Origin of the sequence: Exiguobacterium sp. s64, from assembly GCF_018618035.1 — a bacterium.
Lineage (GTDB): Bacteria > Bacillota > Bacilli > Exiguobacteriales > Exiguobacteriaceae > Exiguobacterium > Exiguobacterium mexicanum_A.
In genome coordinates this window covers 116,305-142,441 of record NZ_JACSLH010000004.1, presented here as the reverse complement: position 1 = coordinate 142,441, position 26,137 = coordinate 116,305, and the positions used below count along the sequence as shown (strand labels likewise).

Annotated in this window: 32 protein-coding genes; 4 read left to right on the top strand and 28 right to left on the bottom strand. The window is 51.2% G+C overall.

The genetic code is table 11. From position 1 onward, the window contains the following. Nucleotides 1-9: 9 nt before the first annotated feature. The 3 genes from KNP64_RS08235 to KNP64_RS08225 all read right to left on the bottom strand — a co-directional run bounded on the left by KNP64_RS08235 (nucleotide 10) and on the right by KNP64_RS08225 (nucleotide 1,734). Nucleotides 10-498, bottom strand: a complete 489-nt coding sequence (locus KNP64_RS08235; protein ID WP_214792709.1) for an SMI1/KNR4 family protein — start codon at nucleotides 496-498, stop codon at nucleotides 10-12. 49 nt (nucleotides 499-547) lie between these two features. Continuing rightward, nucleotides 548-1,147: a helix-turn-helix domain-containing protein gene (locus tag KNP64_RS08230; protein WP_214763415.1), complete on the bottom strand. Its 600-nt coding sequence runs from the start codon at nucleotides 1,145-1,147 to the stop codon at nucleotides 548-550. An 86-nt stretch (nucleotides 1,148-1,233) separates the two neighbouring features. Next, on the bottom strand, nucleotides 1,234-1,734 hold the full coding sequence (locus KNP64_RS08225) for a PTS sugar transporter subunit IIA (RefSeq protein WP_029594982.1): 501 nt from the start codon (nucleotides 1,732-1,734) through the stop codon (nucleotides 1,234-1,236). Between the two features lie 206 nt (nucleotides 1,735-1,940). On the opposite strand from KNP64_RS08225, the gene KNP64_RS08220 reads away from it, so the two are divergent. Further along, entirely contained in the window at nucleotides 1,941-3,635 is a 1,695-nt protein-coding gene (locus KNP64_RS08220) for a M3 family oligoendopeptidase (protein ID WP_214792706.1), read from the top strand. Between the two features lie 11 nt (nucleotides 3,636-3,646). Here KNP64_RS08220 and KNP64_RS08215 read toward each other — a convergent pair whose 3' ends face one another. Then, nucleotides 3,647-4,075, bottom strand: a complete 429-nt coding sequence (locus KNP64_RS08215; protein ID WP_214763418.1) for a carboxymuconolactone decarboxylase family protein — start codon at nucleotides 4,073-4,075, stop codon at nucleotides 3,647-3,649. 116 nt (nucleotides 4,076-4,191) lie between these two features. Here KNP64_RS08215 and KNP64_RS08210 point away from each other — a divergent pair, with 116 nt between their 5' ends. Then, on the top strand, nucleotides 4,192-4,632 hold the full coding sequence (locus tag KNP64_RS08210; protein WP_214792703.1) for an Lrp/AsnC family transcriptional regulator: 441 nt from the start codon (nucleotides 4,192-4,194) through the stop codon (nucleotides 4,630-4,632). 14 nt (nucleotides 4,633-4,646) lie between these two features. Here KNP64_RS08210 and KNP64_RS08205 read toward each other — a convergent pair whose 3' ends face one another. From KNP64_RS08205 to KNP64_RS08100, 22 genes are all read right to left on the bottom strand, one after another. After that, nucleotides 4,647-5,537 (bottom strand): aldo/keto reductase, encoded by an 891-nt coding sequence (locus tag KNP64_RS08205; protein WP_305794620.1) that lies wholly within the window; start codon nucleotides 5,535-5,537, stop codon nucleotides 4,647-4,649. Further along, the gene (locus tag KNP64_RS08200; protein ID WP_214792700.1) at nucleotides 5,534-6,037 is read right to left on the bottom strand and encodes a cupin domain-containing protein; all 504 of its coding nucleotides are present in this window, start codon (nucleotides 6,035-6,037) and stop codon (nucleotides 5,534-5,536) included. Before KNP64_RS08200 ends, KNP64_RS08205 begins: the two co-directional genes overlap by 4 nt. Nucleotides 6,038-6,360: 323 nt before the next feature. Then, nucleotides 6,361-7,206, bottom strand: coding sequence for a pentapeptide repeat-containing protein (locus KNP64_RS08195; RefSeq protein WP_214792697.1), 846 nt, complete (start codon nucleotides 7,204-7,206; stop codon nucleotides 6,361-6,363). 84 nt (nucleotides 7,207-7,290) lie between these two features. After that, a complete protein-coding gene (locus KNP64_RS08190; protein WP_214792694.1) occupies nucleotides 7,291-8,544 on the bottom strand; it encodes a hypothetical protein in 1,254 nt (417 codons plus the stop codon). A gap of 74 nt (nucleotides 8,545-8,618) precedes the next feature. Further along, nucleotides 8,619-9,047, bottom strand: coding sequence for a CBS domain-containing protein (locus tag KNP64_RS08185; protein ID WP_128123335.1), 429 nt, complete (start codon nucleotides 9,045-9,047; stop codon nucleotides 8,619-8,621). A 403-nt stretch (nucleotides 9,048-9,450) separates the two neighbouring features. Then, nucleotides 9,451-10,251, bottom strand: coding sequence for an alpha/beta fold hydrolase (locus tag KNP64_RS08180; RefSeq protein ID WP_131472910.1), 801 nt, complete (start codon nucleotides 10,249-10,251; stop codon nucleotides 9,451-9,453). Nucleotides 10,252-10,337: 86 nt separating this feature from the next. Next, nucleotides 10,338-11,450 carry a M14 family metallopeptidase gene (locus KNP64_RS08175; protein ID WP_214792688.1) on the bottom strand — a complete coding sequence of 371 codons (1,113 nt, stop codon included), beginning with the start codon at nucleotides 11,448-11,450 and terminating at the stop codon, nucleotides 10,338-10,340. Nucleotides 11,451-11,538: 88 nt separating this feature from the next. Continuing rightward, nucleotides 11,539-11,940 (bottom strand): hypothetical protein, encoded by a 402-nt coding sequence (locus KNP64_RS08170; RefSeq protein WP_214792685.1) that lies wholly within the window; start codon nucleotides 11,938-11,940, stop codon nucleotides 11,539-11,541. 110 nt (nucleotides 11,941-12,050) lie between these two features. Then, complete coding sequence (locus KNP64_RS08165; RefSeq protein ID WP_214792682.1) at nucleotides 12,051-12,521, bottom strand: flavodoxin family protein; 471 nt, start codon at nucleotides 12,519-12,521, stop codon at nucleotides 12,051-12,053. Between the two features lie 78 nt (nucleotides 12,522-12,599). Then, the gene (locus KNP64_RS08160) at nucleotides 12,600-13,508 is read right to left on the bottom strand and encodes an SWIM zinc finger family protein (RefSeq protein WP_214792680.1); all 909 of its coding nucleotides are present in this window, start codon (nucleotides 13,506-13,508) and stop codon (nucleotides 12,600-12,602) included. Further along, nucleotides 13,505-13,927, bottom strand: coding sequence for a hypothetical protein (locus KNP64_RS08155; protein WP_131435423.1), 423 nt, complete (start codon nucleotides 13,925-13,927; stop codon nucleotides 13,505-13,507). The genes KNP64_RS08160 and KNP64_RS08155 overlap by 4 nt, the downstream gene beginning before the upstream one ends. Beyond that, a complete protein-coding gene (locus KNP64_RS08150) occupies nucleotides 13,924-14,574 on the bottom strand; it encodes an SIMPL domain-containing protein (RefSeq protein WP_214712872.1) in 651 nt (216 codons plus the stop codon). Before KNP64_RS08150 ends, KNP64_RS08155 begins: the two co-directional genes overlap by 4 nt. 19 nt (nucleotides 14,575-14,593) lie before the next feature. Continuing rightward, nucleotides 14,594-15,016, bottom strand: a complete 423-nt coding sequence (locus KNP64_RS08145; protein ID WP_214712873.1) for a hypothetical protein — start codon at nucleotides 15,014-15,016, stop codon at nucleotides 14,594-14,596. Nucleotides 15,017-15,038: 22 nt separating this feature from the next. Next, nucleotides 15,039-15,212 carry a hypothetical protein gene (locus KNP64_RS08140; protein ID WP_214712874.1) on the bottom strand — a complete coding sequence of 58 codons (174 nt, stop codon included), beginning with the start codon at nucleotides 15,210-15,212 and terminating at the stop codon, nucleotides 15,039-15,041. 341 nt (nucleotides 15,213-15,553) lie between these two features. Then, entirely contained in the window at nucleotides 15,554-18,124 is a 2,571-nt protein-coding gene (locus KNP64_RS08135) for an ABC transporter permease (protein WP_214792677.1), read from the bottom strand. Then, on the bottom strand, nucleotides 18,121-18,804 hold the full coding sequence (locus tag KNP64_RS08130; protein ID WP_138859001.1) for an ABC transporter ATP-binding protein: 684 nt from the start codon (nucleotides 18,802-18,804) through the stop codon (nucleotides 18,121-18,123). The genes KNP64_RS08135 and KNP64_RS08130 overlap by 4 nt, the downstream gene beginning before the upstream one ends. Nucleotides 18,805-18,889: 85 nt before the next feature. Continuing rightward, nucleotides 18,890-19,894: a sensor histidine kinase gene (locus KNP64_RS08125; RefSeq protein WP_214792675.1), complete on the bottom strand. Its 1,005-nt coding sequence runs from the start codon at nucleotides 19,892-19,894 to the stop codon at nucleotides 18,890-18,892. 1 nt (nucleotide 19,895) lies between these two features. After that, nucleotides 19,896-20,576: a response regulator transcription factor gene (locus KNP64_RS08120; RefSeq protein WP_214763436.1), complete on the bottom strand. Its 681-nt coding sequence runs from the start codon at nucleotides 20,574-20,576 to the stop codon at nucleotides 19,896-19,898. 119 nt (nucleotides 20,577-20,695) lie between these two features. Continuing rightward, the gene (locus KNP64_RS08115) at nucleotides 20,696-21,187 is read right to left on the bottom strand and encodes a hypothetical protein (protein WP_214707035.1); all 492 of its coding nucleotides are present in this window, start codon (nucleotides 21,185-21,187) and stop codon (nucleotides 20,696-20,698) included. Nucleotides 21,188-21,221: 34 nt separating this feature from the next. After that, the gene (locus tag KNP64_RS08110) at nucleotides 21,222-21,392 is read right to left on the bottom strand and encodes a hypothetical protein (RefSeq protein ID WP_214707034.1); all 171 of its coding nucleotides are present in this window, start codon (nucleotides 21,390-21,392) and stop codon (nucleotides 21,222-21,224) included. A gap of 105 nt (nucleotides 21,393-21,497) precedes the next feature. After that, nucleotides 21,498-22,505, bottom strand: a complete 1,008-nt coding sequence (locus KNP64_RS08105; RefSeq protein ID WP_128123324.1) for a tRNA dihydrouridine synthase — start codon at nucleotides 22,503-22,505, stop codon at nucleotides 21,498-21,500. Nucleotides 22,506-22,605: 100 nt separating this feature from the next. Further along, nucleotides 22,606-23,202 (bottom strand): TetR/AcrR family transcriptional regulator, encoded by a 597-nt coding sequence (locus KNP64_RS08100; protein WP_128123323.1) that lies wholly within the window; start codon nucleotides 23,200-23,202, stop codon nucleotides 22,606-22,608. Nucleotides 23,203-23,419: 217 nt separating this feature from the next. Between KNP64_RS08100 and KNP64_RS08095 the strand changes: the two genes are divergently transcribed. Together KNP64_RS08095 and KNP64_RS08090 are read left to right on the top strand one after the other, a co-directional pair. Further along, a complete protein-coding gene (locus KNP64_RS08095) occupies nucleotides 23,420-24,379 on the top strand; it encodes a DUF5692 family protein (protein ID WP_128123322.1) in 960 nt (319 codons plus the stop codon). Between the two features lie 105 nt (nucleotides 24,380-24,484). After that, nucleotides 24,485-25,045: an AAA family ATPase gene (locus KNP64_RS08090; protein ID WP_128123321.1), complete on the top strand. Its 561-nt coding sequence runs from the start codon at nucleotides 24,485-24,487 to the stop codon at nucleotides 25,043-25,045. Nucleotides 25,046-25,098: 53 nt separating this feature from the next. Here the strand turns inward: KNP64_RS08090 and KNP64_RS08085 are convergent, their stop codons facing one another. Further along, nucleotides 25,099-25,638: a putative immunity protein gene (locus KNP64_RS08085; RefSeq protein WP_128123320.1), complete on the bottom strand. Its 540-nt coding sequence runs from the start codon at nucleotides 25,636-25,638 to the stop codon at nucleotides 25,099-25,101. Further along, entirely contained in the window at nucleotides 25,638-26,111 is a 474-nt protein-coding gene (locus tag KNP64_RS08080; RefSeq protein ID WP_128123319.1) for a DUF7000 family protein, read from the bottom strand. The genes KNP64_RS08085 and KNP64_RS08080 overlap by 1 nt, the downstream gene beginning before the upstream one ends. Nucleotides 26,112-26,137: the final 26 nt, after the last annotated feature.

The following is a 26,137-nucleotide window of genomic DNA, read 5'->3' as shown; positions in this document are numbered from 1 at the left end:
CGTTCTTTTTTATGCTCGATACCAATCCCAAAATGAAGCACCTTGTGCCACAATCACATAGTCCAACCATTGCGAAAAGTTGAAGGGAAAACGATGTAATTTAGCGCCCTCTTCATCAAAGCTCAAAAATTCTCCAATCCACATCCGATTGTCCGTCTCACTTATGTATTCACAAACCATCCATTCTCCGTCACGCCCCGCCCCTATCGGTAGAAAACGCGCCGGACAGTCCCATAATTGTTGGTGCTCAAGGATCTCCTCGATCGAGAACAATTCGATTGCTCCGCCGTATTCCGGGTCTTCGAACAGTTTGGCACCGTTCTGTTCGGTTAACCATGCACGGACCGCTGCCGGTGTTTCTTTCGGCAACCGCTCTAACTCCGTCGCAGTAGCTGGACCGTTGAAGGAGAATGTCAGTTGATTCACGTATCCTTCTTCTAACTGGACATCGAGCCGGTTGTTCACCAACCGTCGTTTCAGTACTTGAACAGCAATCATCACATTGTTCCTTTCATCCATAATGAAAAACCGTGGTCCCCCACGGCCCTCACTGCAATTTATACGATTTATCGACGACCCCGAACTCTGTATATTGGAACGAGTTGTCGACGAACTGGTCCGGTACGAGCTGCTCGATATAGCGAGCGAACGGCACGATCCGATGCGTCGGTTCGTGCGAGCGTCCCAGGTCGAGCACAGCATCGACGAGCGCCTCGAGCGCATGATGTGTCGTCGGTTCCTCGTCTTCGGCGAAGATGCGACGGAGTTCTTCCTCATGCATGAGGTCGAAGATGCGCATCCGCGCCTCGAGCTGCCGCTGCATGTCCTCGGTCGACTTGCCGTGCATCGCCTCATCATAGGCGAGCTTCATCTGCTCGAGCTCCGGGACCGTCCCTTTCATGAGCACTTTAAGCGACTCGCCCGTCCAAATATGGCGGGCCAAATAGTTCGCGTCGATCTTGAGCGCCTCGGCGAGCGCCTCTATGTAAGGCATCGTCGGGTAGACTTCACTCAGTTCGGTCCGGCGAATAAAGTACGGGGCGACGCCGATGCGGTCGGCGAGTGCCTCGACCGAGATGCCGGCCCGCTCACGTAAAATTCGAATCCGATCTCCATATCCCCGATACGGTGCGTTCTTTCCATCCATGTCTCTCTCCCCCTCTCTTCTTAGTATAGTTCCCGAATCCATAAAAAAATACTCGGAAGCGTATGCCTCCGAGTAAAATGTTCAACTTATTTTTTCGTCAATTCGACGACTTCTGAAGAACCGGCTGTGACCGTGTCGCCTTCAGCAACGAGTTTGTTGACGCCGAAGCTGTCGTGGTTCGTGATGATGACTGGTGTAATCGTCGACGGCGCGTTCGCTTTGATGAAGTCGAGGTCGAATGTGACGAGCGTGTCGCCAGCTTTAACCGCTTGACCTTCTGTCACGTGCGTTTCGAAGCCTTCACCTTTAAGGTTGACCGTGTCGAGACCGATGTGAATCAAGTACTCTGCACCGTTGTCAGCGTTGATCCCAATTGCGTGTTTTGTCGGGAAGACAGTCGCGATTGTACCGTTGACCGGCGAGACGACTTTGCCGTCTGTCGGTTCGACGGCGATGCCGTCACCCATCATTTTTTGCGAGAACACTTGGTCAGGAACGTTTGTGATGTCAATGACCTTCCCTGTAAGCGGTGAAACCGCGTTAAGTTGTTCTTCTTTACCACCAAATAGTTTTTTAAAGAATCCCATAGCTTAATCCCTCCAACATGTTCTGTTAATCAAAGTCTTAGCTTTTATACCCGAAAAGCTTCCTCTTCAATCCCTACCCTATAAACGGTATAGTTGTAATAAGGTAGTGCGAATTCGTTTACACATCGTAAGAATACGAGTGTGCAACCGCTTTTGCAAGCCCTTTTTACACTTTATAAAAATTTCACATGATGGAGGCGCTTACAATGACGACTTTCACAAAATTGTCATATGAACGGCCCGACTTGGACGCTTTGAACAGCCGCTTGTCGGACTATTCAGTCGAATTGCAACAAGCGAGCACACTCGAAGAGGCGAACGAATTGATTCGCCAAATCAACCAGGAACGGAACGCGTTCGAGACGCAAAGTCAACTCGTCGCAATCCGCCACTCGATCGATACGCGTGACGCGTTCTACGAGGCCGAGCAGACATTTTTTGACGACGCGTTACCGGTTTACGAGAAAGAGGTCCAAGCGTATTATCGCGTCTTGACCGAGCACGACCTGCGGAGCCAACTCGAACAGGAATGGGGCAGCCAATTGTTCGAACTCGCCGAGCGCGCACTCAAAACGTTCGAGGAGTCGCTCATCCCGAAACTGCAGGAAGAGAACCGATTGGCGACCGCCTATCAGAAAGTCATGTCGGCGGCCCAAATCGAATTCGACGGCAAGACGCTCAACTTGTCCCAGTTCGGACCTTATCTACAATCTCCTGACCGCTCGGTACGAAAAGCGGCATCCGAGGCCCGTTATACATATCTGGCCGACAACGGAGACGAACTCGACCGCATCTACGGCGAACTCGTCCGCGTCCGGACCGACATCGCGCACGCGCTCGGCTTCCCGTCGTTCGTCGAGCTCGGTTACGCCCGGATGCAACGTGTCGGCTATGACGAGTCGAACGTCGACAACTTCCGCAAACAAGTGCGCGACGTCATCGTCCCGCTCGCGACGACCTTAAAAGAGAAGCAGGCGAAACGGATCGGTGTCGACACGCTCACGTACTACGACGAGTCGTTCGTCTTCCCAGACGGCAACGCGACGCCACAGGGCGACGAGGCGTTCATCATTGAAGGCGGGAACACGATGTATCGTGAACTCTCAAAAGAGACGGACGAGTTCTTCCAATTCATGCAACAGCGCGGCGCCCTCGACTTGACGGCGAAACCGGGCAAGGCCGGCGGCGGTTACTGCACGTACCTCCCGTCGGAAGGTCTGCCGTTCATCTTCTCGAACTTCAACGGGACGGCCGGCGATATCGACGTGCTCACGCACGAGGTCGGTCACGCCTTCCAAGTTTACGAGAGCCGTCATTTGACGACGCCGGAATACGCGTTCCCGACTTACGAGGCGTGTGAGATCCACTCGATGTCGATGGAGTTCTTCTGCTGGCCATGGATGGAACTGTTCTTCGGCGATCAAGTCGACAAATACAAGTTCAATCATTTGGCAGGAAGCATCACGTTCCTCCCGTACGGCGTCCTCGTCGACGAGTTCCAGCACGTCGTCTACCGCAACCCTGACATGACGGTCGCTGAGCGTCGCCAGGCATGGCGTGACCTTGAGAAGGTGTACTTGCCGCACCGTGACTATGAGACGAACGACTACCTCGAGACAGGCGCTTGGTGGCACCAACAAGGACACATCTTCCAGAGCCCGTTCTACTACATCGACTACACGCTCGCGCAAGTGTGCGCCTTCCAATTCTGGGTGCGCATGCATGAGGACCGTGAGGCGGCGTGGAGCGATTACCTCACGCTCTGCCAAGCCGGCGGCAGCCGCTCGTTCCTCGAGCTCGTCGAATTGGCCGGTCTCAAGTCGCCGTTCGAGGACGGCGTGTTGAAACAGACGGTCGGACAGATTGAAGACTATCTATTGAAACACCCATTAGCGAACTAAAACGAACCCACTCACGTCAGCGTGAGTGGGTTTTCGCGTTCCAGCCCGAGCATGGCGCCGACGTATTGCGAGGCCGTCATGAAGGCGATAAAAGCGCAAAGTTCACTGATCTCGGCATCCGTGAAGACGTCTTGGAGCACACGAATTGATGAGGCCGGCATGTCGCCTTTCAGTTGTAAAAATACATCGGCGAACCCAACGGCGAGTGCCGTCCGTTCGTCGAACATATGCGGTTCAGGCTTTCCTTTCGCCTGGCAGTAGTCACAGCCGTTTTGTTGGGCGAGCGTCCGTCGTACCTGTTCTTTCAACTCGGCGGACAGTCTCCCCTCGCCCGTTAACGTGTCTCCGAGCGCTGACCACTGTCGCATCACGCCCTCGTCATGCCCAATCAATCGTTCAAACGGCGTCTTTCCGATGACAGCTGGTTGGATTCGACTCATTTCAACACCTCCTGTATATAAGTATAGAAGGTGATTACAGTGTTTCCCATTTCATTCATAACGGAATCCAGGTACAATACATGCCATATAATACGAAAAAAAGGAGAATTCATTTCATGCTAAAAATCGACGATATCGACCGTCTCCTCTTACATGAACTAACAAACGACAGCCGCCTCTCGATGAGCGAACTCGGGCGCCGCATCAATTTATCGGCTCCGTCCGTCGGCGAACGCGTCCGCCGGCTCGAGTCATTTGGCGTCATCAAAGGCTACACGATTGATATCGATCATGAATTGCTTGGTCGACCGATTCAATGTCTCATCGAGGCGACCGTGAAGAACGGGAACTATGAGGCGTTCACTCAGTTTTTGGGTCAGCAGTCGAACGTGTCATTCTGTTATCGCATCTCCGGGAGCGTCTGCTATATGCTGAAGATGCAATTCGCGACGTTCGCCGAGGCCGAGCAGTTCATCGATGCGGCCATCCCTTACGCCCAGACCGTCACACATTTCATCTTCTCCGAGGTCAAGACGCAACAACAGGTGAGCCCGTGAGCCCACCTGTGTCTTCAAATCACATCTAATGGTTCTTTTTGGCTCGGTGGCGGGAACGCCTCGTCGAGCGCATTGAAGTCGTCCTCGGTCAAGTTGAGGAGCAACGCCGCGCCGTTCTCTTCGACGTGCGCTTTCTGACCCGCTTTCGGGATGGCGATGACGTTTCCGCTCCGCACCGTCCACGCAAGCAAAATTTGGGCCGGCGTCGCACTGTACGCCTCGGCGATCCGGTTCACCGTCTCGTCGTTGAAGACTTTCTCTTTCACGTCGCTTCCTTCCGCGAGCGGGGCGTAAGCCATCATCGGGATTCCTTGCTCCTGTAAAAATGGCAACAAGTCGTATTCGACGCCGCGGCTGCCGAGATGATAGAGCACTTGGTTGACCGCGCAATGTTTCCCCTTCGGCAAGGCGAGCAGTTCTTTCATGTCGTCGACATCAAAGTTCGAGACACCCCACGCTCGGATCTTATCGTCCGCCTTCAACTGTTCGAGCCCGTCGACCGTCTCCTCGAGCGGGATGTTCCCGCGCCAATGCAGGAGATATAAGTCGAGGTAGTCCGTACCGAGCCGTTCGAGCGTCGCGTCACAAGCTTGGACGAGTTTGTCGCCCCCGGCGTTATGCGGATACACTTTCGAGACGAGGAACACGTCTTCCCGCCGGTCTTGAATCGCTTCACCGACGAGCGACTCCGATTTCCCTTCCCCGTACATCTCCGCAGTATCGATGACGTGCAACCCGCAGTCGAGTCCCGTCCGGAGTGCCTCGATCTCGGCTTCCCGTTTCGATTCGTCTTCTCCCATGCGCCATGTGCCTTGCCCGAGGGCCCTCATCTCACGCCCGTCTGGCAATTCAGCCACGTGTTGTTTCAGTGCCGCCAAAATTAATGTATGTGGAATGCGGTTCATGCCATCTCCTCCTTCGTCCATTGTTCATGTAACGGTCCGGTCGTCCCAAAGACGGGATCGGTCGCCGGTTTGTCGACTCGTTCGATCCGTTGCACACTGTCCGGTCGTTCTTCCGGTTTCCCTGTCAACGTGTCATAATCGCGTCCTTCCGGATAGGCACCGACGATGGCAAAGTCTTCACTCGCCTCGAGACGGCGATGTCCCGTCCCGGCCGGCAAAATCAAGACGTCTCCTGCTTGAAGCGAGACGAGGTCCCCGGTCGCACCGCCAAGTTGGACGGTCGCCCGGCCCGACTTCACGCCGAGCACTTCATGCGTATTGCTATGGTAATGGTGATAATCGAACACCCCGTTGACCCAGCTGTTGCCCCAACCGTTATGTTCGAACGTCTCTTGCATGCCGTCCGTCTCGTCGAACACGCCTCGGTATAAAAGCACCGGAAAATTTGGATTGTTCGGAATTGAACCGTCGTCTTCAAATCGATATGTCTTCATATTCATTGTCATCCCCTCCTTTGTCTCTTGTGACTGTACCCGACATGAGGCAACAAAAAACGGCTGCTCGGCACGAGCAACCGTTTCGTCAGGAAATCACGTCTTCCCCAGGCACACATCATATTCAAAATCGGTTGGAAGTATTATCCCAGTCCCCATTTTCCCAGCAACAAGTGCTCAGTGATTGGCACGATTCAGGTCAGACTCAATTTCAATTTGGGGTATGACCCAGACGAGGTCATCGAGGAGCTCGGTGAATCATTTCTCGCCGCTCTCGTAACACAAGCACATCAAAAAGACACTTTCCATTGTGGAAGTCGTCACTTGCGTTACAGCCAATGGCTCGGCCGCGTGAAAACGGGCGCCAGTCTCGTATGCTGGTCCCCGTTCATCGCGTTCACTTGCATCTGTGTCAAAAACAGACTGTCGGTTAACACCGCTCCTCGCACGTCGAGATCTCGTACGTCGGCCCCCATGAAATCGACATAGGACAGGTCTTGCCCACGTAAGTTAGCACCAATCAACAAGGCGCCTCGGTAACACGTTCCTCTCACGTCATGCTTGGTCACGTTTCGTCCAATCAAATCGGCACGGTCTTGCTCGTGTCGTGACGTCAACGTCAGGCCGCCCAGTTTCAGTCCTTCCGCACGTATGTGCTGATTGAGTCGGACGAACAACGGGCGGGCCTGTTGTCGGAATGCCATCAGCGCCGTCCCGGTCAACTGTTCAGGCGCTAACTCACGGAATGACAGCAGTTCTTCCAATAATGTCTCGAGTAACCGAGCATCGTGCTCTGGGATGTCCCGGCTCAGGATGTCAGTGATGTAGAGCAGCAACTCGTGGACTTGGCTCATGATTGGCACTATCGCGAACATGCGCGGCCCATCGACCTTCCCCTCTCGCCAGCTTCGTCCGTGAAACGTCACTTGTGACACGAACTGCCCTGCCCCGAGACAGTCATACACCGTACATCCTTTGAAGCCCCGCTCGCGCAGTTCGGAATGGATGTTGCAGGCATACGAATCTGCCAAATGGACACACGGCTGTCCTGCCGGTTTGTCCATCGGGAAATCCTCAGATTTCAAGTAGTGGAACGCCACACAACAGAGACCGAAACAATTCGCACAATCCGGTTTGAGCGATTCACGCAACATATGTAAATCGGGCATCGCCATCCATTGTCACTCCTTTCTTGTATGTCTTGACTCTATACATACAAGTATAAAGAATGTCCCTATTTTTCCATAGCCTCTATTCAATCAATCAAGGTTGCCTTCATCCTTTTCCCCATAAAGCAGTTGCTCCCTCGTTCGCCTTTTCTGTTGTGCCTCGGATATTTCTTTGTAAAGCGCAATCACGGCATCGAACGAGCTTTCGACGTCGATTCGTTGTTCCAACAGTTGATCAACATAGAATCCGTGACGCAAATCTTCAAGGTAGAGCTCCGCTGCTTGATCGAACATCATCTCAAACTGCTCTTTTGCGTCTCGAATCTCATCATGTGGTTCCCTATCCGTCAAAAGCCGCTGGTCGAAAGGGTCTGTCGATTGAATGAGCTCGTCCCACGCTTCAGGCGACAGTCTGGCTTTCCAATAATCATAGCCCGATTCAAAGCGTTGCAACGGTTGACCGGATGGAAACGATTTTTCGGCATATGCTTCGTACAGTTTCTTCCAATGTTCGAAAAACCAATTGATCATCGCCATGTCCCAGTCCATGAATATCTCTGATTTGTCATGTTCGACATATTGGACCCTTCCGCCTTTATACGTCACCTCATAACGAATCGTCCCTTGAATGGACTCGTCGCGATAAAACATGTCATCGCGATACTCCATATCATCTAAATCAAGGTTTGCTGGCTTCTGATACGCTTCGAGTGCACTCGCAAGCGATTGGACAGCTCCTGTCGTCAGATTGGTGAACGTCACTTCAATTCGCTCGATGGTTCGGGGTGTCTCGATGATTCCTTCGTTGTAACAGACGGCCAAGACGAGCGGTCGTAGGCTCTCCGTCGAATCGGGAATCGCCATCCATTCATGCAGTAGCGGGTCATGGTAATACCCCGCTTCGATTAACGCTTCTGTGTTGTGGGCATCATTTTCAATGATTGAATACAACAGAACGTCAAGTGGTTGAACTTCACCGTATGGGATTATTCCATAGAAGTTTTCCTCGATCTCGTCACCCGTCCGGAAGTCCCGACCGCTCCACCACTCCACGACAAAACGCCATCGCTCGACGAGCCACCATACCCACTCACCGCCGTTCATACCGGTTTGCCATTCATTCCGTTCATAGGCGACCCACTCGTCTTTATCGTACGAAACGGACTGAGTGGTCCCGTCTTGGTAGCGGACCTGATAGGTGAAGATGCCGTGTAACGTGTCTCGGTGAAGCAAAGAATGCGCCGATTCATTCATAAACAACATGAAATCGATGAAGTTCACTGATTCCTCAGACCCTACCTCTTGAAACCATAGTTCAATCGATTCAATGACTCGTGCTTCCATCTATAGTTCGCCTCCCCGTTGCTTGTATTCGCACATACAAAAACCAACCCGCTTTCACAGGTTGGTCCGTTCGTTCAGTTCACTTTATTCTCGAGCTGTTTCAACTTCGTCGAGTAGTACTCGATGATGTCGCGGCGCCGGATGATGCCGATGAAATACTTCCCGTCATCAACGACCGGCACGAAGTTTTGATCGGTGATCGCATCGACGAGCTCCTCGATTTGCGCCGTGATGGCGACCGGCTTATACCGTACGCGTTGCTTAATATCTTTCAACCGTGTCCGGAGCACTTTTTCGTAGTCTTCTTCCCCGCGAAGCTGTTCGGCGAGTGCCCAGAGCAAATCCCCTTCTGTCATCGTCCCGGCGTAAAAGCCGTTCTCGGATACGAGCGGCACCGAGGTGAAGCGATGATGTTTCATCTTCTCGAGCGCTTGACGCACCGTCGATTCCGGGTCTAAATATTTGACGTCTTCTTTCGGATATAAAAAGAAAGCGATATTCATGTACAATCTCTCCTCAATCTAAAAATCCACCTCTCCATTGTACCATGTATTAAGGTCTAGTCAGCACAAATTGACCATCTAAATGTCATCCGTTCTAGCAAAAGGAGGCTTATTTCTTTTTTCTTGTGAAGCGTTTCCAGACGAGCTGTTCGAATTGTGTGAGAACACAAAAATAGGCACGGTCCCGAGCGGCTTTTCCATAGCCATCCTTGACCGTGTGACGAACACCAACGACCCTACGTCAAAACCTCGACATACAGCAAACTTGTTCAATCTCAACTCGAACAAAGTGCTTCATTTTAGCTATACCCGTGTACAAGTCGTTCTAGCCTCAAAATCCGTAACAAACATGCTACAGATGAGCATCAAAAAAGCCTAGGAACGTCCTAGGCTTGTCACACACTCAAATAAATCCGAGCAACGTCTTGTTGAATTTGTCCATCTCATCGAGGACAGTACCGTGACCGCTCTCTTCGAACCGCTCGATGCGGGCGTTCGGGATGCCTTTTTCCATCTCGAGCGCAAACTCGAACGGACAAATTTTGTCGTGCACCCCATGGATGATAAGCGTCTCGACATTGACTTTCGGCAAATCCTCGCGCAAATCCTCATCACGGAGTGCTTTCGCCGAAGCAATCGTCCCGTGGCTCGACGCGACGAGCGAAAGATGATGGAACCAGTTTTGCATCGGTTTCGAATGTTCTTTCTCGAAGAAAATCTCACCGAACCCTTCGAGCATCTTCGGACGGTCTTTCAGCGTATCTTCAATCAACGCGTCGACCTCGGCTTGCGTCATCCCGTACGGATAGTCCGGACGTTGCGTGAACACTGGTGCCGCTGCGCCTGAGAGGACGAGTTTCTTCAACCCGTCATCCGGGAAATCGACGGCGTAACGGATGGCGATGGCCCCGCCCATCGAGAAGCCGACGAGCGTGAAATCTTTGATGCCAAGCCCGTCAACGACCATGTGAACGTCCGACGCCATCGTCGCATAATCATAACCTGTCGCCGGTGCATCGGACTTGCCGTAGCCACGATAGTCGATCCCGACGTAGCGATAGCCTGCTTCGAGCAACGCATTCTTTTGATACTCGAACATGTTGTTGTTTGCCGGCCAGCCGTGCAAGAATACGACGGCATCGCCTGTCCCGACGTCTTCCACGTAAATACTCGTTCCATCATGTGCTGTAATATAGTTCCCCATTGGTCAAAACCCCCAGTTGGATTGTTGAGCGGCGTGCGTGTTTGCCCACAACCCACTTTTTCCCGTTTGACCGAAGTGGAAACCTGTCAACTGTCGCGCCAGAGCGATTCGGCTTTCAAGACATGCTCAATCGCCGCCGCTCCTTCGCGTAATACGGACGTCCGCCACGACTCATCTTCCGGATAAAACATGGCCATGAACTCTTTTCGAATGCCGTTGCGGGCTTCCGGGTCTTTCGTCCCTTCAAAGTAGAGCCGGTTCTCGAGGATGATCGTCAAGAACTCGCGAATCGTCGCTTTCGTCGACGTCCCGAATGTCCCGAACTCGAACAACGCCGAGACGAGTTGTTTGTCCGGATAGTGCGTGTCCCGTACGTAATAGAAATGGTTCGTCGAGTCTCCGAGGACGTCGGTCGGGTCATACGTCTGGATATTTTTCAGTCCGTATGTCCGCTTCAGTTCGTCCGCATCACGCCCGTCCAGTTCACTGATGACCATCGTCACTTCGTTCGTCGGACCGAGCGCCGTATGCCAATCCATGTGGACGACGCGGTCATAGCGATCGAGCAGGTCATGTTGAATCTCCTTCAAAAAGATGGCGGACGGCTCATCCGACTCACCGCCGTAATAGACGCCTTTCGGGAACTGATATTGTCCCATCCCTTTCGCCTCGGTCATCGCCTCGAAGCCGTCGAGCTTGATACCAGAACCGAGGAACGAGTAGATATGTTCGCGCGATTCATGGTAGTCATCGATGACGCCGTCCGGGACGAACAAGTGCCGCATGACTTCATACTCTTTATTGACGTTACGCGGGAGTGATTCCCGGTCGATGACGTAGTTCCGGTTCAAGTCGACGTTATGTTCATTGACGCGGCGGAAGTGCTTCATCCCCCACGGATTGACCGCATGGATGAGACAAATTCCCGTCGACTCATGCCGAAGGTTTTCGAGCTGCGTCTCGACGAACTGATGCGTCACGGCGGCACCGGCATACCCTTCGATGCCATGCTCCCCAATCGTCATGAGGAGCACCGCCTCGCGTGACCCCGCCGGCTCACCGATGATCAAGTCGATCGTGTCCTCGCCGATCGAGTGGGACATCACGCGGGCCGTCGGATAATAGGTTTTAACGTTGTCGAGTAAGGCGAGAAACTTCTCACGCGACTCTTCGTATGATGATGAAAAATACTGACTCATGGTGATTCCCTCCATTCTAATCTTCTGTACCCCATTCCCATTCCAGACCAGACTAAAAACGCCTCCATGCCGGAGACGTTTTCTAAATTTAGTGGGCCCCGGCTTTCGTCCCACGGTTTTGACGCCGGAACTCGAACAAGTAGACGAGCGGAGCGAGCAGAACGGCGCCGAACACCCAATACGCGCCCGGGCTCACAAACAACATCTCGAACGCCCGGAAAAACCAGGCGACGAGCGAGAGGCCGACGACGAGTTCGGCCGTCCAAATGACACTACGACGAACAGCGAGCGTGAGCGTGTTCGTTTTTTGGAAGAGGGCCGCGAGAAAGGCGATCAAAATGGCCGGTAAGCTACTGAGCCAAAGCATCCGGTTCATCGTGGACTCGGCAAAATACGTGTTGCCGAGTGATACCGTGATCACATAATGCGCAACGAGCACCAATAAGACGACAATCCAACCCATAAGGACGTCACGTTCCCATTTTTTCATTGTTCTCCCTCCGTTCCACACAAAAGAGCTACCCTTATATTTACCCGTTTTGCGAACACTTCGGACAATTCTGCGTCAAAAAAGACGCGTCCCATAAGGAACACGCCAGATTATTTGTCCATCAAGTGACGGGCCCATTCGGTCGCCCGCTCGAGCTCTCCGTCTTTAAGTGGCCCTTCTTTATCAAGGACGATGAACGATTCTTTCAGCACCGGCTCCGCACCTTTTTCGAGCAGTAACTGCTCCATGCGGGTCGAGGCGTGACCGAACCATTTGACGATTTTCCCGACGAAAAAGCCTTGATCTTCTTCGGCCATACTCGTATCGAAGGCTGCAGCTCGTGTACCACGCAGCGCATGGTCCGACAAGCCATCGAGAAACGTCTTCACGTCCTCGGTCTCGCGCCCTCCGTGAGTCGGCGAACCAACGATGAACAAATCAAGATTGGCGAGGTCGCCGTATCCGACGTGGCTGATTTGCATGATGTCAACTTGGTGCAAGTCGCTGAACCCCTCCTTGATGACATAAGCAACTTTTTCAGTGCACCCGTACATCGAATCAAAGATGATGAGGATTTTCATGTCTGTCCCTTCTCTCTCCAAGACTGGGTGACCCCTACATGAGTCTGTTCCCTATTTCCATACTTGATTATCACCCTATCAACTTTCTTCTGTTAACACTTTCGTGAACTCGTCTAGGTGCTCCAAGTCACTAGCCTCGGCGTGCGTGTTTCTGAACCGATCGATTTGGTCAATGAGAAACGTCTTATCCCCTTCATAGATGGGGACAATCCCTTTCAACAATTGAACATGAACGTCATTGTAAACGGCCAGATGCAGTTCATGCCACATCAAAATGAAACGTTGAAGAACCATGTCTCGTTCCGCCTTCGGGATTTCCTCAATGGCTGACACCATCAAATCAGTGATCTCGTCTCGCACAGCGAACAACAGATGGATAAACGTATCACATCTCATTATTGTCGGAGTGACGATATCAAGAAATGAAATACTATTGAATAAGCGTGATATAGGATTTTCGTCTGACTGAATCACATTTATTTTACGAAACAGATAACGTTTCAAGGTCTTCATTTCCTGTTGATGAATCGTGCCATTTGAAAACTTTCCGACAATTTCTCGCTCACATACTTGAACGAATGTTTCTGGATTGCTTGATGGCGGTGCGAAGTCGTGTGCCAATCGATGGTGAATATCCGAGTCATGCGCCAGCTTCAAAATCACATCGATGAGCTCGACCTTTTTCAACTTACCGAGTTCTTTTGCTAAATCAAACGGTGACCCCGGTGTAAGCCGATCGCGTAACCAATAATAAACTGCGACTTCATGTTTACACGTGCCTTGATTATAAGGGCAATCGCATGACGATTGAATCATCCACTCATTCGCACATGTAACCTCCACTCGATAAACGATACTGCCATTTACATCAAACAAGTACGTATTTCGAGTTTGTGACACTAATTCGAGGTTCCCGCTCATATAGTAACTGTAGCCACGGTCCTCGATTCGCCGTGATACATATCTTTCAAACTCGAATAGATTCATCTTGTCCTCCTAAATCGATACATGACGAAAACCACGAGGCCGAGTCCGACGAATCCATACGCCACCTTATCCAGATGGTCACGCATGCTGAACGGGGCATCATGCCGATACTCGGCCCGCTTCCATCCCGACTCGTCCTCGACCGCGAGTACATCCTCTATCGCTTCCCCGTTCACTTCTCGATAGGTCGTCCCAATCGGATACATGTTCGAGGCATCCCCGTAATAGCTGCCATCCATATCGTCGGCCATCGTCTTCACCTCGCCGACGACTTCACCCAAATCAGCCTCCAATACGGCAACATCCATCACTTCATATACTCGTCCGTCCAACACGACGAACGCATACGCCCACGATAAGGCTTGAGCCGACAAAGAGACAGACAGAAGCAGCAACACCAATCCGATGACGCGCCTCATCGAATCGCCCACACGAACGTCGCCGAGTCACTCAAGTCAATCTCGTCCGGTTCAAGTTCCGGCATCGCCGCCTCCGAGAAGAGTACCTCGTCATGAAGCGTGAGACGCGTCGGCGAATAAAGATGGAGCTCGCCCCACGTATAGTCGATTTGAAGCAAATCGCCGAGCGTCGCCCCGGCGCCCTTTGCCAACAGTTCGGCCCGATGGCGCGCGTTCGCCGCCGCACTCGCAAGCAGTTCGTCTTGAACGGCATCCGCATCCTTGATCGTGAACGAGATGGACAGCTTCGGTTCGGCTAGCGAATTGCTGACGTGTTCGATGACCGAGGACAACTGTTTGGTATCGAGCGGAAACTCGAGTTTCGTCTTCTGCTGACAGACGTAACCTCGGAACCGAGACTTGTAATTGCCTTGTTTGTCCCGGTAGCTCTCATAGTCCGTGTCAATCGAGAAGTCGGTCGTCTTTAAATCCGTCTTCGCGAAGCCCGCCTGCTCAATCGCTTTTTGCAGCCGCGTGACGGCAATCGCCGCCCCGTTCATCGTCTCCTCATAACGAACGGCTCTTGATGTTAAATCCATTCTCACGACAATCAAATCGGGCTTAGCCGATACTTTTCCTGTACCTTTGACGGTGATCGTGCGGTCCATATGATTTCCTCCTTTTGATTCACGAAATGCCGAACAGTTTTATGACGTCCTCCCAGTTATCCGGATAAGCGTTGCTGCCGTCGTATGTCCGTGTGGTGCTGTCTGGCTGTGTAATGGTCAAGCTCCATTGTGTCCCGTCGCGGGTCAGCCACTCGTCTTCGTCTTCAAACGTAGACGGCCACTCCTCCGTCCCTAACGCTATAAACGCCGCGTATACACCTTGTGCTTCTGCTTCCTTATATCTGACGAACGTATCGCCTGGCTGAAGTTCATATTCTTGCCGGTCAATAGATCGGACAGCCGTCCCGTTTGGAAAAAATGTCAGTTTGGATTCGTTTGCAATTCCGAATCCTCCTACTCGGAATGTGATTTCAAGTACTTCTTCCCTCTCCTCGTGAACTTTTTTTGTTCGAAACCACTGCCTAATTTTCTTTGTGATCATCCTCGTCACTCCTATTATTTAGTTATCTCTTTCCGGCCAATGAGATCACGAGTCCAATGAGATAGCCGAGTGCCGCACCTGCCGCAATCCCATACACCAGTTCAAAATCAAATAGGAGCGATCCGATGAAGCCCATTCCGGCTCCAAACACCAGTCCGAGTCCTACACCCGACGCTCGCCAATTCTGCTCTGTCATCGTAGTCCTCCTCTCTTTTTTATCCCTTCCCGTTAACGGAACCGTTCCATCATGAATGCTTCCGTCTTGTTATCAACTGGGCTAAGTGTTACCTCACTTCTTGTTGGGTGGCACGATACAGTTGCTGGAACAGGGACGTTTGATACGCTTAAATCTCCGGATGTTGGCACGTCATTTTCTCCATCGCATCTACGTAATCGACTGTGCACAAATTCTGAACACTTATAAATTCTCCGATGTCCACTCTCCTACCTCTTTCTTCGTACTCGTTTTACAAAAAAAGGGACTCAGTAGACACTGAATCCCGTTACATCTATTTTTGAGCGACTGTGCGCCAATCATCAATTGTTCTCTTGCTTCAATCGGTCGATAATATTATCCGACTTCACTTTCGAAATCGCGTACAGCATCGAAGAACCAACGATCAGGAAAATTACGACCGTGACGAACAAGATGTCGCCCCACGGCAACGTGAACGCTGCTTCGAACGTGTTGATCTGTGCCCGGTAAATGAGGTACATGATGAGAATACTGACCGGGATTGCATACGCCAATGCTTTCACGCCGTAGAAGATGCTCTCATAGTACACCATCTTGTTGAACCCTTTCGGTGTCATCCCGACCGAACGGAGCATCGCGAATTCGCGGCGCCGTAGCGAGACGCTCGTCGAGATCGTATTGAAGATGTTTGCCACTGAGATGAGCGAGATCAAGACGATGAACCCGTAGACGAAAATCGACAACAGCAACAACACTTGCTCTTGTTGTTCACGTTGCTCCGACACGTTGAAGATGTATTGGTCCATGTTCTGTTCCGCCTCAATCACTTGTTGCGTTGCATCAGGATTGCTTGTGTTCAAGGCGATCGACGGGCTCGATTGTTGCATCAATTTACCAATCGCATCGTCTTCAAACGTCCCTTCTCGAACAATCACATCGAGCCACCCGAGTGACTTCGTCATCACACCGGTCGGAGCGACGTCGGTCATGGCCGCGATTTTGATTGTTTTGAGCGGTGTCGTGCCGTCCGTTGCGTTCTCGTTTTGGAGTTCGAGCGTATCACCAATTTCGGTCTCAATCGTCTTCGAGTTGACGAACTTTTTCTTGTCGACGTCTTGATATGAAATTTCATCAATCAAGACGGCACCCGGCATCTCCCCGTCTTCAAAATTGCTGGCGGATGCCCCGATCTGCTTCAAGTACGCATCGAAACTTTCATCATCTAATTGATAGAGGGAGACATAATACATGAATTTCCCATCATCGAAGTTGAATGCCAAGTCTTCGTTCTCGATGACCGCTCTCGGTAACCGTGCTTCGTCGACCATCGTCTGGACGGTCGTGTTCTCGAAGTACGTCCCGCTCGTCACATGGTCCAACATCTCATAGCGACGTAAGTCATCTTTACTGAGATTCGACCCGTTCACGAGAATATCGAACTCATACGTGCCTTGTGACATCTCGAGTGACTGTTCGAGTCGATCTGTGAAGTAACTGACGACTAAAAAGAGCATGATACTGATGACGAGCGAGAACACGGTCGCCAAATACCGTTTCCGGTTGCGTTTCGTGTTTTTCAATCCAATCTCCGCTTCCAATCCGAAAATGCGGCGCACGAGTTTCGAGGTCTTCACGTTCTTCGACGTCAGTCGCACGTCCTGGGTTTGACGAATCGCATCAATCGCCGAAATCTTAGATGCGCGGCGGGCCGGCAGGTAGCAGGAAATGAAGATTGTTACGCTCGAAATGAGGACCGTCAACAAGAGTGTGAGCGGTGTGACGACGACCTCAAACTTCTCTGTCACGTTGAGCGCCTTCTCAGCAAAAGCGTTAATGAACAGGAACGTGACCCCGATCCCGGTCACCCCGGCAAGGATACCGAGCGGGATGCTGATGCCCCCGATGACGAACCCTTCAAAGAAGACCGAGTTCCGTTTTTGCCGTTTCGTCGCCCCGACACTCGCCAGCATCCCGAGATAGCGTGAGCGCTCGGATACGCTGATGGCGAAGGCGTTATAGATGAGCGAAATCGAGCCGATGACGATGACCGTCATGATGATCCCGACGAAACCATACAACGTCTTACGCAATCCGCCGTCGTCTGTCACTCCGTAATAGCGAAGCAACGAAGAGTTATACGCGATGCCTTCAATCTGTTGCTCGCGCATCACTTGTTTCGTATCTTCATAAATCGAACCGTTCACGTCGTTCAAGGCGACGAACGTATCGACGGTTGCACCATTCAATGCTCTGTCGTCAATGTATCCGACGACCGTGTAACCCGGCGACCACGTGGGCTCCCAGGCTGGGCGCGTCATCGTGCCGACGACGGTCAACGTCACTGTCTCCTCGATGTTCAACTGTTCAAGCATCGTCTCCCCGTCACGCATCAAGCCATCGCTTTGCGTCAACACGCGACCTGACGATTCGTCAATGCGCTCGCCGATCTCGAGCGTCAACTCGTCACCGATGTTGTACGTGACTTGTGCGTTTTGACGGATAGCTTCAGAAATGACGACTTCGCCTTCTTTGTTCGGCAAGCGTCCCTCCGTCAAGTCGACGGGAAAATTCTTCAACCCCGAAGTATTATAGTTGCGGACGTATAAGTATGGTTTATAGGCATTCTGTGATTCTTTTAATTCCGCATAGCCGTCACTCGACAGGATGACGTCCTTCGTGGCCGCGTCATTCCGGATCGCCTCGACCTGGTCTTCGTTCGTGTTGACATATTTGACGTGCCACTCCCCATTGTCCGCGATGTCTTGACGGATCATCAAGTCTAAGAACGATGAACCGAGTGTCGTCACAGCCGTAATCATCGCCACCGAGATGATGACCCCGATGATGGTGACGAGCGAACGCCGCTTGTTTTCACGCAAGTGTCGAAGCGTCATTTTATTGATGATGTTCATGAGCGGACGACCTCGTTCTTCGCAATCTTCCCATCCTCGATCGAGATGATCCGGTCGGCCTGCAAGGCGATTCGTTCGTCATGCGTGATGATGATCAGCGTCTGATTGAACTTCTTGTTGAACAGTTTGAGGAGGCTCATGATTTCTTCACTGTTTTGACTGTCCAAGTTCCCCGTCGGCTCATCGGCCAAGATGATGGCCGGATTGCTGATGAGCGCCCGGCCGATGGAGACGCGTTGCTGTTGCCCGCCCGACAGTTGGTTCGGCAGATGCGTCAACCGGTTCGACAGTCCAAGGATGCCGATGATGCGCTCCAAATGGGCGGCGTCGACTTTTTGTTCATCCAACAACATCGGTAGCGTGATATTCTCCTCGACCGTCAAAATCGGAATCAAGTTGTAAAACTGATAAATCAACCCGATTTGGCGACGCCGGAAGATGGCGAGCTGTGTCTCGTCCAACTTGTAAATATCCGTGTTATCGATGAACACCTGTCCACTCGTCGGCACGTCGACACCGCCGAGCAAATGTAACAACGTCGACTTTCCCGAGCCCGACGGTCCGACGATACAGACGAACTCGCCTTTTTTGACCGTGAACGACACGTCATCGAGCGCCCGCACTTCCATCTCGTCTTTCCCGTATACTTTTGATAAATTTTGCACTTCTAATATATTCATGGTTGCACCCTCCAGTACTTGATCTACTTTGAGTGTACCGAGCGAGTGTGACACGTCCGTGACTCGAAAGTGACTGTTTCGTCACTTAGACGATTGCTTTGTAGAATCGAATTTGAAACGCAGTCCCAGCTCCGCGTTCACTACGTACGGTCAGTTCACCTTGTTGGCTTGTGATGATGCTGTGGGCCATGGCGAGCCCGATGCCGACGCTGTCGTCACTCGCATTCATACCCTTATAAAAACGTTGGAAAATATACGGGATGTCTTGCTTGGCGATGCCATTCCCCGTATCGCGAATGACGATTTCCGTATACAGTGTGTTCTCACTGTAATCGATGAACAGCTCGCCTTGTTCCGGTGTATGCTCGACGCAATTCTTTAAGATGTTGATGAGCGCCTCGGTCGTCCACTTTAAATCGCCTTCGAACATGACATCATCCTCACCCGCGATCTGAAGCCGTTGCATTTTAATATCAATCGGCACGAGCATCGGTTCCGTCACGGCTTGAACGAGTGCGGGGACGGACACCGGTTCCCGTTTGAACTGAATCGTCCCGGCATCGATTTTAGACAGCTTGAGCAGTGACGAGACGAGCCACTCCATCCGCTCGAGCTGCACCTGTACGTTATGCGTGAACTCTTGCCGCTTGTCATCTGACAGCCGTGGGTCACTGAGCAAATCCGCCATGACGGTCATCGAGGTGAGCGGGGTCTTCAGCTGATGGGAAATGTCGGAGATAGCATCCGTCAGCTTCTGCTTGTCTTCTTCGAGATGCGTCCCTTGCTCGGACAGCATCTTCGTCACTTTATAGATTTGGCTCTTCAATAGACTGAGCTCGCCTTCACGATTGTCGCGGACATCGAGTTTATAGTTACCGTTGCTGATTTCTTGCAGGTAGCTCGACAGCTGATCGATCTCCCGATAGCGCCACGCCGTGAACCGATATGTCACGATCAAGAACGCAACCGACAAAAGGAGGACGAGAATGACGGCCTCCATCGATAGGAACAAAGCTGCGACGATAGAAGCCACCCCAATCAGCAGCAACAGACTGACTAAATAGATACGGATTTCTCGATTGCGCAACATATCAGCGTTCCACCTTATAGCCAATCCCGCGAACCGTCTTAATCAACGTCGGCCGCTGCGGGTCATCCTCGAGCTTCTCGCGTAACCGTTTGATGTAGACGGTCAACGTATTGTCATTCACGAAATCCCCGCCCATGTCCCAAATCTGGTCGAGCAGCTGGGTCCGTGATAACACTTGGCCCGTATGTTTCCCGAAGATGAGCAGTAAACGATACTCGAGCGCTGTCAACAGGATCTCGCTTCCATCTTTTTTGACTTTCGCGTCTTGCGTGTTGATTTCGACCGACCCGATTGTCAAAACGGGCGAGCTGACCTGTTTATGGTAGCGGCGCAACACCGAATGAATCCGCGAGATAAGTTCACGGACCCGGAACGGTTTCGTGATGTAATCGTCCGCTCCCATATCGAGTCCCATGACGACGTTCACTTCATCATCGAACGCCGTCAAAAAGATGACGGGCGTATCCTGTTTTTGCTTCACGAGCCGACATAAGTCATAGCCGCTCCCGTCCGGCAACGACAAGTCGAATAGACACAGGTCGATCGTATGTAACTGTTGTTCAATCACACGTGTCGCGTCGGTCGCGTTCTGGCACAACGTCGTCGTGAATTGTTCTTGTTCGAGCGAATATTGGAGACCGGAGGCGATTGTCCGGTCGTCTTCAACGATTAAAATGTGCATCTGATTCCCTCCTGACTCTTCTCTTCATAATATATCAGTCTTTTTCAAGTGAGGAGACAAAACAAAAATCCCGAACGAGACATCTCGTTCGGGATGGCCAGACGTCGGTCACGCTCAGATTAGGATGTTGTCACACGAAGGCACTGTGGTCGTTCGAATCCGTCTGCACCTAAAAACCGTAGCGCATCAATCGTTAACGCGTCGAGCTTGATGGATTGAACGCTCGGCTCCGTCTGTTCATCGACCCACACTTTCCAAACCTCGACTTCATCCGCCGTCTTCAAGTGATCGGTTATATACTCGACGAGCTGTTCGGCTCTCGCATCGGAATATCGCCAGCGCAACTCCACGACGTGCGGTTTTGAAGAATAAGCCTCGACGTTCGCCACGTCATAGTATAGGTCTCGCTTAATTTCGATTTCATCAAGCTGCTCTTCTGACTCGACGTTCATCAAAATCTTTTCATCACGGTCAAGGTCTTCGTCGTCTGTAAGCATGTCAGGCAACACGACGCCTTTTTTGATGGCCTCGTTGATCGATAAGAACTCGATATACGGATTTTCGACTTCTTTCAGTGGGTGATTGCTCGTAATAAATTGGAATTCACTCATATTGAAACGCTCCTCCTGTTTTAATAATGGGTCGTTATCGTTTCATCGCACGGATAGAGATGAAGAGCCCAATCCAATAGCCGATAATCGAACCGATGACGATTCCATACATGGACGGAAAATTGAATAATAATGAGATAATTAGCCCGCCAGCCGTTCCAAATACAAGTCCAAGACCGACCGCTGATTCGCGCCACTCGTTCATGTTCATCCCTCCCATCCCTTCTTACGAACCAAGTGGATCAAAAGTTTCGATTCATTATCGCCACATAAAAAAGGGACCCAGTATACACTGAATCCCCGTAAAACATTATTCGACTGTCGACGCCGCCTCGGCAAGCGCCGCTTCTTCTCTATGATAGTTCTCGACGAACGCATCAAGGTGTGCCCGCACTTCGTCTGTCGATTTCGTGTCCATGAGCTTCACACGGAGGTCGCTCGCCCCGCGGAACCCTTTCACGTAAATCTTGAAGAAGCGGTGCAAGTTTGAAATCGAACGTGGCACTTCTTCTTGGAACTTATCTTGCAAATCGAGTTGGAGACGAAGCAAATCGAGGTACTCTTCCATCGAATGCTCACGCGGCTCTTTCTCGAACGCGAACGGGTTCTTGAAAATCCCGCGGCCGATCATGACGCCGTCGACGCCATATTTCTCGACGAGTTCTAACCCCATCTGACGGTCGAGGATATCGCCGTTGATCGTGATGAGCGTATCCGGTGCAATCTCATCGCGCAGTTTGACGATATCCGGAATCATCTCCCAGTGCGCGTCGACTTTACTCATCTCGTTACGTGTGCGCAAGTGAATCGACAAGTTGGCGATGTCTTGCTTCAAGAGATGCGTCAACCAGTCGCGCCACTCATCGAGTTTCGCGAAACCGAGACGCGTCTTGACGCTGACCGGGATGCCGCCGGCTTTCGCCGCTTGGATGAGTTCCGCTGCGACGTCAGGGCGGAGGATGAGTCCGCTCCCTTTCCCACGCTTGGCTACGTTCGGAACCGGGCAACCCATATTGATGTCGAGGCCTTTATAGCCCATCTCGGCCATGCCGATGCTCATCTCGCGGAAGTAGTCCGGATTGTCTCCCCAAATGTGGGCGACCATAGGCTGCTCGTCCTCGGTGAACGTCAAGCGTCCACGCAGGCTGCCTTTCCCTTCCGGATGACAGTAGCTGTCCGAGTTGGCGAACTCGGTAAAGAACACGTCCGGGCGTCCCGCATGGGCGACGACGTGGCGGAAGACGACATCGGTCACGTCTTCCATCGGGGCAAGTATAAAGAATGGACGCGGAAGGTCGCGCCAGAAGTTTTCGTTCATAAAATCATTCCCTTTCGTAGTCAATCCAATAAAATCACTTTATCTATCTTATTATGGACGCGGGAATGTATCAACTGACAATACTTCAAGAATCTATGCGCTATTCATTTTCGATGAGTTTAAAGAAGTGTGAAAACCCGTCCTGCAGCAAATACTCCAGTATACGATTCGTATGAACAGACTCGACGACTTGAACATTCAATAACGTTTGGAGCACCATCCCATCAATTGCCGCCATCGTCCATGCGGCGACCGCTCTCGTCGAAGGTCCGCTTTCAACGCCGTACGCTCTCACAAAGATGGCTTCGACGCGATTGATCCAATCCTCATATTTTTCCTTAAACTTATTTTGTAACTCCACATTCCCGAGCATCGCCTCATGGGCCAAATAAAACTGCAAACGGCTTTCCGCATCTTTTTTGAGTCGGTCTTGCATCCCATCGAAGATTTCTTGAATGATTTCGCGGGCCTCTTTCTTGTCTTCAATCGAGATGGTCGCGATTCGTCGAATCTCACCTAATCCTTCGTCCATCACGTCATACAGAATGGCCTCTTTCGAACTGTAATAATGATAGATCGCGCCCGTGCTAAACCCTGCTTTTTTTGCGATTCCCCGAAGCGTCGTACCTTGAATCCCGTTTTCGATAATCGTCGCTCGCGCCGCTTCTAATATCTTTTGTTTTCCTTCGTTCATCATATGCTCCGACGCTCCTCACGTAATAATGGCTAATTATATCATAATGATTTATCCGAATTATGACATGTCACCGTGACGTGCCAAATCACATTGACAACGCTTTCATTAATTTGTTACACTTTTCACATAAACATAACGAACGTTCGGTATGTTTGGTGACATCATCTTTTCATCGTTGCTTCATCACTATCCTTTAGAAATGAAAGGAGCGTTATCGATGTTCTTCTTTGAGTCTATCCCTTGGTACAATGTCGTGATGTGGTTCGTCGTATTCGGTCTATTGATCGGGTTGAATGAAATCGTCCGATCTAGCAAAAAAGCGAGTATCTTCATGTTCATGGCCGTACCGATCGCCTTGACCCCGATTTGGTTTTTCACCGCCGATCCTGAAATCACCTCGTGGTTCCATTGGGTGAAAGTGTATTCAGCATTAGCCGGAAGTTTGATTTACATGGTCATCCGCTTCACGGATTATCATAAGAAACATCCATGGTATTTGATGCTCGTCCCAGGTATTTTGGCACTCAACATCGCCGAGGCCGTCGTTCGAGAGTTCCAAGTCGGTATCATGGGATTTGAAGGTATGGTCGATGGGATGTACTATATCTCGGGCGGTTGGAACTACGTGAACGCCGTCGCGGGAATCTTGAACTTGGTCCTCATCTGTGGCTGGGTCGGTATTTTTGCCACATCTGGTAAGAAAAAAGACATGCTCTGGCCGGACCAAACGAAACTTTGGATTGTCGCTTACGGCATTTGGAACATCGCTTACGTCTATTCATGCGCACCAGGTAACGCTTTTTATTCAGGCTTCGCCTTGAACATCGCCGCGACGGTTCCCGCCTTGCTTTGGGCAAAAGGCACATGGATGCAAAACCGGGCGCAGACGCTCACATTTTGGATGATGTGGGTCATGACATTCCCTTACTTCTTTGCTGTCGGTAGTACGTTCAATGTGAGTGTGTCCTACAATCCGGCAGCGAACTGGACGATCGCCCTGATCAGTTTGGCACTGAACGTCGTCCTCGCTGTCTGGCAAGTGACACGGATTGTCAAATACAAACTCAATCCGTTGAAAGATGAGTTGTGGAAAGACACGAACGAATATAAAGAAATCAACGCGATGCGTGAAGACGCTGTTTCTGAACAGGAAACTGCGGCCAGTAGAGTGCTGTAAATATGAGACGGGCTGCGTGACAGTCCGTCTTTTTTATTTTTTCAGGACAATCGTCAAACCAATCAGAATGGTAATACAGAAAGTATTTTGGAAGGATGGATAAAGATGATCGTTTGGATCAACGGCGCTTTCGGATCAGGAAAAACGACAGCCGCCAAACAATTGCAACAACGGTTACCGAACGCGTTTTTATATGACCCGGAACAAGTCGGCTTTTTCATTCGCGACAATCTGCCCAAAGACATGCGACTTGCCGATTTCCAACATCATCCGGAATGGCGGGCATTCAATGTTGAGATGTTGGCGAAGATTGCCCGTTCATACGATGGCGTAATCATCGTCCCGATGACGCTCGTGGACCATCTCTACTACGATGAAATCATTGGAGCCCTACAACGTGACGGGATTCGGGTCGACCATTATATTCTCCACGCCGATAAGCGGACACTTGTAAGACGATTGAATAAGCGCTTCGAATGGTTCAATTCGTGGGGCAAGGCACAAATCGACCGCTGCCTCCACGCCTTTCGTCACGACATCACACATGATAAAATCGAGATCGATGACCTTACAGTCGAACAGACCGTCGAGGAAATCGCCGAGCGGAGCGGATTGACCCTACTAGCCTCACAACGCAGTCTCTTCGTACGCGTGTTCCGGTCATGACGAAGCAAGAACCCTCCCATCTACCGATTGAAGGGTTCTTGCTTGAAGGGTCTTTAGTCTTTCATCATGAACGCGGCCCATTCATATTCAATAGTATGCTCGCGCCAAAATTCAATCCGCTCCATATAGTGCTTCATGCGTGCTTCGACGATTGGTTGACACACCCGTACACCGTGACGATGAACGAGTGCTGTCAACTCATAGATCGGAAACCCTAGCGCGTGTCCTCGTGTATGAACGACGCTACAGGCTTGCCCGATGGCATGGCACAAGGCCTGATCTTCAAGTGAATCAAGTTCTTTCGCCACCGCATGGGCCTGTAAAATCGATTGTTTTGCGACGGGCATCTTCACGTTACCCGCAGCCCACTCTCTAGACAGCTGGACCGCATTTTTCAGTCTCGTTTCATCCGGATAACGTTCAGATAGCGTTTGAACGGTTGCATCGGCCAATTCGAACGCCCATAACGCCAGCGTGCGCCGGTTCTGCTCTTGAATCAACGCATTCAAATCGGTTAGAAGCGCACTTTCTTTCGCAAATAGAAGTTGATTGCCTCGCTTCAGTCTCATTTCTACTTCGGCCATCCAATCCATCAGCGCCCTCCCTCAAGTGTTGCTTCCACATCTTGAATGAACTGTTCGACTTCCCGTTCAATCAATTCAGCCAACTGCTCCAGCTCATCAAAATTCGGTGCCGATGTCAACGTCCGCTCGATGACGGCATCTCGGTTTTGGTCATCATGGAAACCCGACATTGCTTGAAACGTGGTCGCGTACTGTTCCGTTAACACTCGATTGCGAGCGGACAACCATATTTCAAAATGTCCGGTCACATGGAGATACACCACAGCGATTTTAAGCCCGTTCCCTTTTAAGTGCGATGTGTTTACCGATACGTAGGACATATCCATATAGCCCGGATAGAAACCACTCACCTCGTATTCGCTCTTGGCGAAACGAGATCGCAACCGTCCCATGAACTCAAGGATGCTTCGATAAGCAAGCGGTACGTCGCCTTGTTGGACGGTAGATGTGTACGCTCGAATCAACTCATTCAATGATTTCAAATCGAGTTTCCTTCTTCAGAAATCAA

Excerpts from the sequence above, each read along its gene's own strand:
- KNP64_RS08135 (WP_214792677.1), bottom strand. The coding sequence starts at position 18,124 with ATGAACATCATCAATAAAATGACGCTTCGACACTTGCGTGAAAACAAG.
- KNP64_RS08180 (WP_131472910.1), bottom strand. The coding sequence starts at position 10,251 with ATGGGGAACTATATTACAGCACATGATGGAACGAGTATTTACGTGGAA.
- KNP64_RS08210 (WP_214792703.1), top strand. The coding sequence starts at position 4,192 with ATGCTAAAAATCGACGATATCGACCGTCTCCTCTTACATGAACTAACA.
- KNP64_RS08205 (WP_305794620.1), bottom strand. The coding sequence starts at position 5,537 with ATGAACCGCATTCCACATACATTAATTTTGGCGGCACTGAAACAACAC.
- KNP64_RS08125 (WP_214792675.1), bottom strand. The coding sequence starts at position 19,894 with ATGTTGCGCAATCGAGAAATCCGTATCTATTTAGTCAGTCTGTTGCTG.
- KNP64_RS08230 (WP_214763415.1), bottom strand. The coding sequence starts at position 1,147 with ATGGATGGAAAGAACGCACCGTATCGGGGATATGGAGATCGGATTCGA.
- KNP64_RS08200 (WP_214792700.1), bottom strand. The coding sequence starts at position 6,037 with ATGAATATGAAGACATATCGATTTGAAGACGACGGTTCAATTCCGAAC.
- KNP64_RS08235 (WP_214792709.1), bottom strand. The coding sequence starts at position 498 with ATGATTGCTGTTCAAGTACTGAAACGACGGTTGGTGAACAACCGGCTC.
- KNP64_RS08100 (WP_128123323.1), bottom strand. The coding sequence starts at position 23,202 with ATGATGAACGAAGGAAAACAAAAGATATTAGAAGCGGCGCGAGCGACG.
- KNP64_RS08145 (WP_214712873.1), bottom strand. The coding sequence starts at position 15,016 with ATGATCACAAAGAAAATTAGGCAGTGGTTTCGAACAAAAAAAGTTCAC.
- KNP64_RS08155 (WP_131435423.1), bottom strand. The coding sequence starts at position 13,927 with ATGAGGCGCGTCATCGGATTGGTGTTGCTGCTTCTGTCTGTCTCTTTG.
- KNP64_RS08225 (WP_029594982.1), bottom strand. The coding sequence starts at position 1,734 with ATGGGATTCTTTAAAAAACTATTTGGTGGTAAAGAAGAACAACTTAAC.
- KNP64_RS08170 (WP_214792685.1), bottom strand. The coding sequence starts at position 11,940 with ATGAAAAAATGGGAACGTGACGTCCTTATGGGTTGGATTGTCGTCTTA.
- KNP64_RS08185 (WP_128123335.1), bottom strand. The coding sequence starts at position 9,047 with ATGAATATCGCTTTCTTTTTATATCCGAAAGAAGACGTCAAATATTTA.
- KNP64_RS08090 (WP_128123321.1), top strand. The coding sequence starts at position 24,485 with ATGATCGTTTGGATCAACGGCGCTTTCGGATCAGGAAAAACGACAGCC.
- KNP64_RS08190 (WP_214792694.1), bottom strand. The coding sequence starts at position 8,544 with ATGGAAGCACGAGTCATTGAATCGATTGAACTATGGTTTCAAGAGGTA.
- KNP64_RS08105 (WP_128123324.1), bottom strand. The coding sequence starts at position 22,505 with ATGAACGAAAACTTCTGGCGCGACCTTCCGCGTCCATTCTTTATACTT.
- KNP64_RS08110 (WP_214707034.1), bottom strand. The coding sequence starts at position 21,392 with ATGAACGAGTGGCGCGAATCAGCGGTCGGTCTTGGACTTGTATTTGGA.
- KNP64_RS08140 (WP_214712874.1), bottom strand. The coding sequence starts at position 15,212 with ATGACAGAGCAGAATTGGCGAGCGTCGGGTGTAGGACTCGGACTGGTG.
- KNP64_RS08085 (WP_128123320.1), bottom strand. The coding sequence starts at position 25,638 with ATGGATTGGATGGCCGAAGTAGAAATGAGACTGAAGCGAGGCAATCAA.
- KNP64_RS08115 (WP_214707035.1), bottom strand. The coding sequence starts at position 21,187 with ATGAGTGAATTCCAATTTATTACGAGCAATCACCCACTGAAAGAAGTC.
- KNP64_RS08095 (WP_128123322.1), top strand. The coding sequence starts at position 23,420 with ATGTTCTTCTTTGAGTCTATCCCTTGGTACAATGTCGTGATGTGGTTC.
- KNP64_RS08220 (WP_214792706.1), top strand. The coding sequence starts at position 1,941 with ATGACGACTTTCACAAAATTGTCATATGAACGGCCCGACTTGGACGCT.
- KNP64_RS08165 (WP_214792682.1), bottom strand. The coding sequence starts at position 12,521 with ATGAAAATCCTCATCATCTTTGATTCGATGTACGGGTGCACTGAAAAA.
- KNP64_RS08150 (WP_214712872.1), bottom strand. The coding sequence starts at position 14,574 with ATGGACCGCACGATCACCGTCAAAGGTACAGGAAAAGTATCGGCTAAG.
- KNP64_RS08195 (WP_214792697.1), bottom strand. The coding sequence starts at position 7,206 with ATGGCGATGCCCGATTTACATATGTTGCGTGAATCGCTCAAACCGGAT.
- KNP64_RS08215 (WP_214763418.1), bottom strand. The coding sequence starts at position 4,075 with ATGAGTCGAATCCAACCAGCTGTCATCGGAAAGACGCCGTTTGAACGA.
- KNP64_RS08175 (WP_214792688.1), bottom strand. The coding sequence starts at position 11,450 with ATGAGTCAGTATTTTTCATCATCATACGAAGAGTCGCGTGAGAAGTTT.
- KNP64_RS08130 (WP_138859001.1), bottom strand. The coding sequence starts at position 18,804 with ATGAATATATTAGAAGTGCAAAATTTATCAAAAGTATACGGGAAAGAC.
- KNP64_RS08160 (WP_214792680.1), bottom strand. The coding sequence starts at position 13,508 with ATGAATCTATTCGAGTTTGAAAGATATGTATCACGGCGAATCGAGGAC.
- KNP64_RS08120 (WP_214763436.1), bottom strand. The coding sequence starts at position 20,576 with ATGCACATTTTAATCGTTGAAGACGACCGGACAATCGCCTCCGGTCTC.